This is a genomic window from Ideonella aquatica (assembly GCF_018069755.1).
Classification (GTDB): Bacteria; Pseudomonadota; Gammaproteobacteria; order Burkholderiales; family Burkholderiaceae_C; genus Ideonella; species Ideonella aquatica.
In genome coordinates this window covers 79,328-86,209 of sequence record NZ_JAGQDE010000018.1, presented here as the reverse complement: position 1 = coordinate 86,209, position 6,882 = coordinate 79,328, and the positions used below count along the sequence as shown (strand labels likewise).

General features: G+C 65.1%; 5 protein-coding genes. 2 read left to right on the top strand and 3 right to left on the bottom strand.

Going from position 1 to position 6,882, the window contains the following annotated elements; all coding sequences use genetic code 11:
* Positions 1 to 144 precede the first annotated feature (144 nt).
* Entirely contained in the window at positions 145 to 399 is a 255-nt protein-coding gene (locus KAK06_RS18110) for a hypothetical protein (RefSeq protein ID WP_210803542.1), read from the top strand.
* A gap of 36 nt (positions 400 to 435) precedes the next feature.
* On the opposite strand, the gene KAK06_RS18105 is transcribed toward KAK06_RS18110, so the two are convergent.
* From KAK06_RS18105 to KAK06_RS18095, 3 genes are all read right to left on the bottom strand, one after another.
* Complete coding sequence (locus KAK06_RS18105) at positions 436 to 1,791, bottom strand: IS5 family transposase (protein WP_210803541.1); 1,356 nt, start codon at positions 1,789 to 1,791, stop codon at positions 436 to 438.
* Positions 1,792 to 2,084: 293 nt separating this feature from the next.
* Entirely contained in the window at positions 2,085 to 2,954 is an 870-nt protein-coding gene (locus tag KAK06_RS18100; protein ID WP_210803540.1) for a DUF3825 domain-containing protein, read from the bottom strand.
* A gap of 21 nt (positions 2,955 to 2,975) precedes the next feature.
* The gene (locus tag KAK06_RS18095) at positions 2,976 to 4,187 is read right to left on the bottom strand and encodes a TIR domain-containing protein (protein ID WP_210803539.1); all 1,212 of its coding nucleotides are present in this window, start codon (positions 4,185 to 4,187) and stop codon (positions 2,976 to 2,978) included.
* 445 nt (positions 4,188 to 4,632) lie between these two features.
* Here KAK06_RS18095 and KAK06_RS18090 point away from each other — a divergent pair, with 445 nt between their 5' ends.
* A complete protein-coding gene (locus KAK06_RS18090) occupies positions 4,633 to 6,816 on the top strand; it encodes a C1 family peptidase (protein ID WP_210803538.1) in 2,184 nt (727 codons plus the stop codon).
* Positions 6,817 to 6,882 lie beyond the last annotated feature (66 nt).

The window sequence follows — 6,882 nt, the reverse complement described above, 5'->3', positions numbered from 1 at the left end:
GCTCATCGGCGGTCAAGAACTCCCGGAAACTGCGCTCCATTGAATCGCTTCCTGGGAGTTCTCGCCATCGGCATTCACCCCGCAGAGCCAGTGTTCATGCGGGTTGCGGGCGTTTTGCAGGGACGACTCAAGAAGGGTTGATCGATGGCCACCGACGACCTGGCCTGGATCACGGCGGTCCGTGCCGACGATCTGCGCGGGTTCGGCGTGGAGCAGTTCGACGACGAGACCCCGGCCCAGGCGTTGACCCGCCTGGCCGAAGAAATGGACGTCGACCTGCACCGCGTGGGACGCTGCCTGGCCCTGCTCAAACAGGAGCCCTGTGTGCTGGCTGGCGGCGCGCCGATGGCTGTGCTGGGCTACTCGCCGCGATCTGATGAAGCACTGTCAGGTCGTTGACTCCCCCCTAGGGAGTCCGTCCTGAACAACTCGATTTCAACCGGCCGCGGCACGAGTAATCGGGCCCGCTGACGCGATCACGTTGCGGGCGACGAACATGAGCCAGGCAACGAGGGCCAAGCAAAGCACCCGCAGGTGCCGCAGGATCATCCTCAGGTTGTGCCCGGCGCCGCACAGCAGCGCATGAAGCGCGTCACCATCAGCGCCCTTGAGCCAGTTCTTGCCCAGCAGCCCGTCGGCCTTCATGTGGCCGATCATCGGCTCGACCACCTGGCGCCGTTTGAGCAGCGTCTTCAAGCGTTTGGGCAGCCGGCGCGTGTGGCTGATCAGCAGCCGCGTACCACTGGGCGGCTGTGCACCACGGTAGCCTCGATCCGCCAGCACGATCTTCGGCATGTGCCCCGTGAGGATGCTGACCTGTTCGAGTTGGCTGTCCACCGTGTGCCCGTCGTACGGATTGCTAGGCATCGAGCGCATGCCCACCACCAGGCCTTCGCCGGCCGTGACCGCCACCGACACCTTCACGCCAAACTCGTAGGGCGTTCGGGCCTTGCCCTTGGCGATGCACTCGACCTCGGGGGCGTGCAGCGCGTACAGCTTGTTCTTCGAATCGCGCCGCTGCTGGTGCAGACGCTGCGCCAGATCCAGCTTGGCCTTGAGCGTGCCGGCGATATCGCTGCCAGCAGCCTCGGCCTTGCGTTGCACGTCGCGGATCACCCGGCCCAGCCAGGTGCGCAGCTTCCTGATCTCGCGCTGCATGCGCCGGTATTGCTTGGCGTGCGCGTAGCGCCCGGCCTGGGCCTCGGCCGCCTTGCCCACGCGGGCGTAGCTCTGGCGCAGTGTGATGCCCGCGTCCTGCGCCGCGGCCACCAGGTGCTCTCGCGCCCGGTTGAGCAGCCGGCTATCCGTTGGATGGGCAATCGCCTTGGGCTGCACCGTCGTGTCCAGCACCACCTCGTCCAGGCTGCGGCGCTTGATCACGCCGGCGCGGCTGGCCGCTTCGATGCTGTGCGCCAACAGCCATTCGCAGCCTTCCTCGCCGATGCGCTGGCGCCAGCGCACCAGGCTCGATGGGTCACACGGCAGCTCGTGTCGGAAGTAACGCTCGCCGCTGAAGTGCTGCCAGTACGGGTTCTCGCACCAGCGCTCGACCACGTCCTCGTCGCTGAGTGCGTACACGTGCTTGAGGTACAGCAGCGCCGCCATCAGCCGCGTGGGCAGCGCCGGCCGCCCGGTCGTCGATTCGAACTGCGGGCTCCACTTCTGGGCAAACGCCTGCCAGTCGATCAACGCGGCCAGCTTCACCAGCTCATGCCGCTGATCGATCAGGTTCACCAGTTCCGTGCGGAACAGGTCATGGTCGCTGCGCTCGTCGGTCGGCTTCGGGCCCATTCAACCTCGGGTGAGTTTGCAAGGAATCGATATCGATTGAGCCTGATTCCTGCAATCTCAACCATCGGCAATCGCCCGCAGGCCCAGCATCCATGCGGGTTGCGGGCCTTGTTCAGGGCCGACTAGGGAGCCCAGAGCAAGGGACTGTTAATCCGTAGGTCCCTGGTTCGAGCCCAGGTCGGGGAGCCACCGAAAAGCTAGTAATAGCAAGCCCTTAGCCCAGCCTTCACCGGCTGGGCTTTTTGCTTTCCAGGGACCCGAGTACTTGATTCGTACTGTGCACGGCCCAGCTCTCAGAGGCCACCGGGGTCAGCCTCTGCGGAGGCGGGGGCAGACGCTGCCTGAGGCGCCTCAGGATCTTCGATCTGCTGACTGGTCGCTGAGGCAGCATGTGCGTGCCAACCTGCAAGCATCCATGGGGGCAGTCGATCATGTCGAGTCACTGCTACCCTAGCGTTGGCATACGGCATCGATGGCAACAGCACAGTACGCACAAGCAGACTGTCGGCGTTGACCTGCAGCGGCGCCACCAGGTCCGGAGCCTCTGTAATGTTCTCCCGAGTCTGCAGGTAGAGAGGCACCAGCACACTCATCTTTCCGTAGTACCAGTACGGCAGTTCGAGGCCACGATTGAGGGACCATTGGATAGAGCCCGCGACGGCACACATCTGGGCGACCCGTGGCGTATCCGCCAAGTAGGGCACTCGCTCGGCGTTGTCACCGAGTATGTGGTCATGAAGCATCACGATCTCTGCGCCGCGCGGAATGACAGGTGCGCTCGGGATGTCAGGCGGCGTAGGTAGCGCAGGAGCAGCGATATCGGCCCCCACCCTGACCAGCGCGTAGGGCGATGTGCCCGGAACCCGGTTTCGCTCAAAGACAAGGTAGATCGGTGTCCCGTAACGGGTCTGCAGATGCCCCGCCGTGACATAGAACTGCCGGTCAGAGCACGTGAAGCGCCCTTGTTCAATGCTCCAAGGGACATGTACCGCTATGTACTTTTCCAATACATATCGCTGACGTCCCCACACCTCGGCTAACGCTTGCTCGGCCAATCGGTCTATCAACGCATCTGAGACATAGGCGAAGCGATGGAATCGCGGCACGACCTCCTTGGTGTATGGATCGCCAAGGGCCGTCAACAGCTCTTCTTGAGTGAACATAGGTGTTCGTGCTCTGCGGCGTCAACGAAACTGACTAAACGTCTTCAATAGCTTCATAGTCGAATCATAGTCCAGCTTATCCCCCTCAAATTCGCAGCGGTACAGCCCCTGGAGGTTTGATGGCAAGCTCACGCCGCGCTCCACTAGCAGGATTACCTTCTTGCCGTATAGCGCCATGGCAGCACCGATCTCGATGAGCACGTTGTCGTTGATCTTGGTGTGTTCTGTCCCCTCACGGTCCAAATACTTTCCTTCAGAACCGACATGGATGACACCAGCAGCGCAACCCCGCATATCCTCAAAGACCTTCTCCGGTACCGGAATTGCGGTTGACTCGCGCTCCACAGAAACAACCGGTTCAAAGCTGCCGAAGGTCAACAGTTCCTTGATCTGGTTGACGATTTCGCGCCGTTTGCCGTGAGTGATGAAGACTCGATTGCTAGCCACATCAGACTTGGCTTGCTTCACTGGCGCTGAAGGCGCAACTCCCAGTGGCACGTTTGTTTCCTCCGCCTCGGCGTCAACCGGAGCCGCCGCATCAACCTCGGTCGATTGGGGCGTAGCGACAGTCGGGCCGGGAACACCAGGGGAGTCGAGGTTGATGAACGGCCCGGTCCGGGTTTCCCGAATGACCCCAGCGTACTGACCATTGGCTTTCAAGATGCCCAGTGCGGTGTCCACCCGGTCTGCAGGGATGCCAAGGCTCTTTAGGACATTTGACGCGATCACGTCGCTCGGAAACTTTGCTCGCCGGTACCTCTCATAGAACTCCATTGCAATACGCGGCTTCATGATGGCCTCGCGCCGCGCTATCAGATCCTCACCTTCCTCCTCTGGCGCGACCAAGCGCTTTCCGAGCGCAAGCAGTTTGATGACAATAGCGTTGGGACCGCCCTCTGTCAGGCCATACGCTATGGCTGCCCCTGCCAGGTCTCGCCATGTGCTGCTGGTCGGACTTGCACCTATCGAAAGCGCTACATCAGGCGGGCTACCTTCCCGTCCACCAAAGTCATCCATCAGCGCTGCAGCGACCCGCTGAGCCTCTTGGAGAGAAAACAGGGGAAAGTCCGCCTGCTTGAAATAGACGCGCTTCTCGCTCGCACGCACTGGGGCCTTCGCGGCACCTGGCTTCTTACCCGTCTTCTTCGCGGTCGCAGGCATCTTCTTCGCTGGGAGCTGCGCCTTCTTTTTCGTCGGCATTGGCAATTTCCCTTTGTTGGTAGGCGGTTGCATCCTACCTGCATGAGCACAGTTTCAGGGCCCCGATTCCACTGGGATGCGCGGCAGATCCCAACTTAGCTCACTGAATCGCCCCGGGTTCAGCGGAGGCCAGCTTCAGGCCGGGGTAACGCAGGCACTGTGCCTGAAGTAGATCCGTAGGTCCCCAAGTGATAGTGCATCGATCTTCGAACGGCCTCGTTTCGTTTCGGACGATTTCGGGCCAGTTCGGCTAAGTTGTTGATATGATTGAAATTCCGGCGATGCCGCCCCTCACGGGGCCTTTGACGCCCCTGTTAGTCCGTAGGTCCCTGGTTCGAGCCCAGGTCGGGGAGCCAGACTGCCAAGCCCGTCGTGTCACCGCGACGGGCTTTTTCTTGGGGTTCGCCTCCCCAAGGCATCAGAGTGGCCCTGTCGCGGCGATCGGCCTAGCATCCCCCCACGCCACCGGGAGACCGCCATGCCCACCAAGAACGTGCAGATCGGCCAGCGCGCCGTGTCGCTGGATGCCCGCCCCGACCGCCTGGACCTGCGCGACCGGCCTTATCTGCCACCGCTGGGCAACCTGCCCACGCAGTGGCCCACCGACGCCGACGTGCGCGAACTGCTGCCGCGCTACGCGCCGCTGATCCTGGACCAGGGCCAGGAGGGCGCCTGCACGGGCTTCGGGCTGGCGGCGGCGATCAACTACCAGCTGTTCATTCGCGCCATGCAGGCTGGTGGCAGCGTCGAGCGCCAGGTCAGCCCGGCGATGCTGTACCAACTGGCTCGGCTGTACGACGAGTGGCCGGGCGAAGACTACGAAGGTTCCAGCTGCCGCGGTGCCCTCAAGGGCTGGCACCGACACGGCGTGTGCCGCGCCGCGCTGTGGCCGCACGGCACTGACAAGCAAGGCCGCCGCCGGCCCCCTGGGGAGGATGCCAGGCACCCCGACGACCCCGATCGCAACTGGGATGTGGACGCGCTGGCCTGCACGCTGGGCGTGTACTACCGGGTGGACGTGCGCTCGGTGGTCGACCTGCAGGCCGCGCTGCGCGAGAACGGCGTGGTCTATGTCTCGGCCACGGTGCATGAGGGCTGGGCCGTGCCCGCCCGCAAGATCCTCACCGGCCATGCCGATCTGGTGCGCATCCGCGCCCTGCCGCGCCCCAAGGACGCCGGCGGTCACGCCTTTGCGCTGATCGGCTACAACGCCGACGGCTTCGTGGTGCAGAACTCCTGGGGCCCGGACTGGGGCTCGCACGGTTTTGCGCTGCTGCCCTACGAGGACTGGGTCACCCATGCCACCGATGCCTGGGTGTTCACACTGGGCGTGCCGCGCCTGGGGCCGGCAGTGGCTGCCCCTGCGCCGCGCAAGGGCAGGACCGCTGCGGCGGGCACCGCACGCGCACGGCGCGCGCCCCGCTTCCTGGTGCCCGCCGGCACCGGCGCCACCGCAGCGGCCAACGAGCGCCCGGCCGGCCTGGTCGGCGCTGACGACGCCTTGACCCGCCGCTACCAGGGCCTGAAGAACCCGGCCCACCAGCCGCTGGATCCGGACCAGGCCTACCGCCACACGCTGGTGCTGGACCGCGGCTTTCCGGTGCGCAACGACATCACCGCCGACAGCGCCGCCAGCGCCCTGGAGGCCGCCACGCTGACCCGTCCGCTGGCCTGGCTGAAGGCCCAGGGCAGCGTCAAGCTGATGGTCTACGCCCACGGCGGCCTGAACAGCGAGGCCGACTCGATCACCCGCATCCGCGTGATGGCGCCCTACGCGCTGGCCAATGGCATCTACCCGCTGTTCATCAGCTGGCGCTCGGGGCCGATGGAAACCGTGTCGGACCTGGTCGAGGAGCAGATGGCCCGCTTCGGCCTGGGCAGCCGCGGGGGTGCTCCGGCCCGCGGCTGGCTGGACCGGCTGAGCGAGACCACCGACCGCATGCTCGAGCCCGCGCTGCGCGGGCCCGGCGGCGCGATGTGGGGCCAGATGAAGCTCAACGCCGAGCGCGCCAGCAGCGACGCCCAGGGCGGCGTGCGCCTGATGGTGGCGCAACTGAAGGCCCTGAAGGCGCAGATCCCGAAGCTGGAGATCCACCTGGTCGGCCACTCCGCCGGGTCGATCGTGCTGGGCGCCATGCTGGATCGCCTGCACGAGGCTGGCCTGGCCGCCGCCAGCCTGCGCCTGTTCGCACCGGCCTGCACGCTGCGTTTTGCGCTGGACCATTACCGCCCGGCGGTGCAGCGCGGCACGCTGCGCGGCGACCGGCTGGCCCTGCATGTGCTGTCGGACGCCAATGAGCTGAACGACAGCGTCGGCCCCTACCGCAAGTCGCTGCTGTACCTGGTCAGCCGGGCCTTCGAAGACGTGCACAAGATGCCTATCCTGGGCATGGCCAAGGCCTTCGACCCCAGCTCGCTGGCGGCCGACATCTGGTCGCAGGACCGCCGCCAGGAGGTGCTGGACTGGCAGGCCTTCTGGGGCGGCCTGGGCCAGGGCCAGCCGCAGGTGCTGAGCAAGCCCAGCGTGTCCAATGGCGTGAAGGGCATCCCGTCCTCGCATGGCTGCTTTGACAATGCGGTGGACCTCTACGCCCAGGCGCTGGGGGCGATCGTCTCGCCGCAGTCTCCCACGCCGGTCAAGGTCGAGCGGCTGGACTACTGAGCGCCCTGGCCCCTACCCGGATGGGGTAGGAGCGCCCACCCATCGTGGGAATAGACGCTGCACCCT

What these genes read in the sequence shown, in the direction of transcription:
- KAK06_RS18095 (WP_210803539.1), bottom strand. Translation starts at nt 4,187, where the DNA reads ATGCAACCGCCTACCAACAAAGGGAAATTGCCAATGCCGACGAAAAAG.
- KAK06_RS18090 (WP_210803538.1), top strand. Translation starts at nt 4,633, where the DNA reads ATGCCCACCAAGAACGTGCAGATCGGCCAGCGCGCCGTGTCGCTGGAT.
- KAK06_RS18100 (WP_210803540.1), bottom strand. Translation starts at nt 2,954, where the DNA reads ATGTTCACTCAAGAAGAGCTGTTGACGGCCCTTGGCGATCCATACACC.
- KAK06_RS18105 (WP_210803541.1), bottom strand. Translation starts at nt 1,791, where the DNA reads ATGGGCCCGAAGCCGACCGACGAGCGCAGCGACCATGACCTGTTCCGC.
- KAK06_RS18110 (WP_210803542.1), top strand. Translation starts at nt 145, where the DNA reads ATGGCCACCGACGACCTGGCCTGGATCACGGCGGTCCGTGCCGACGAT.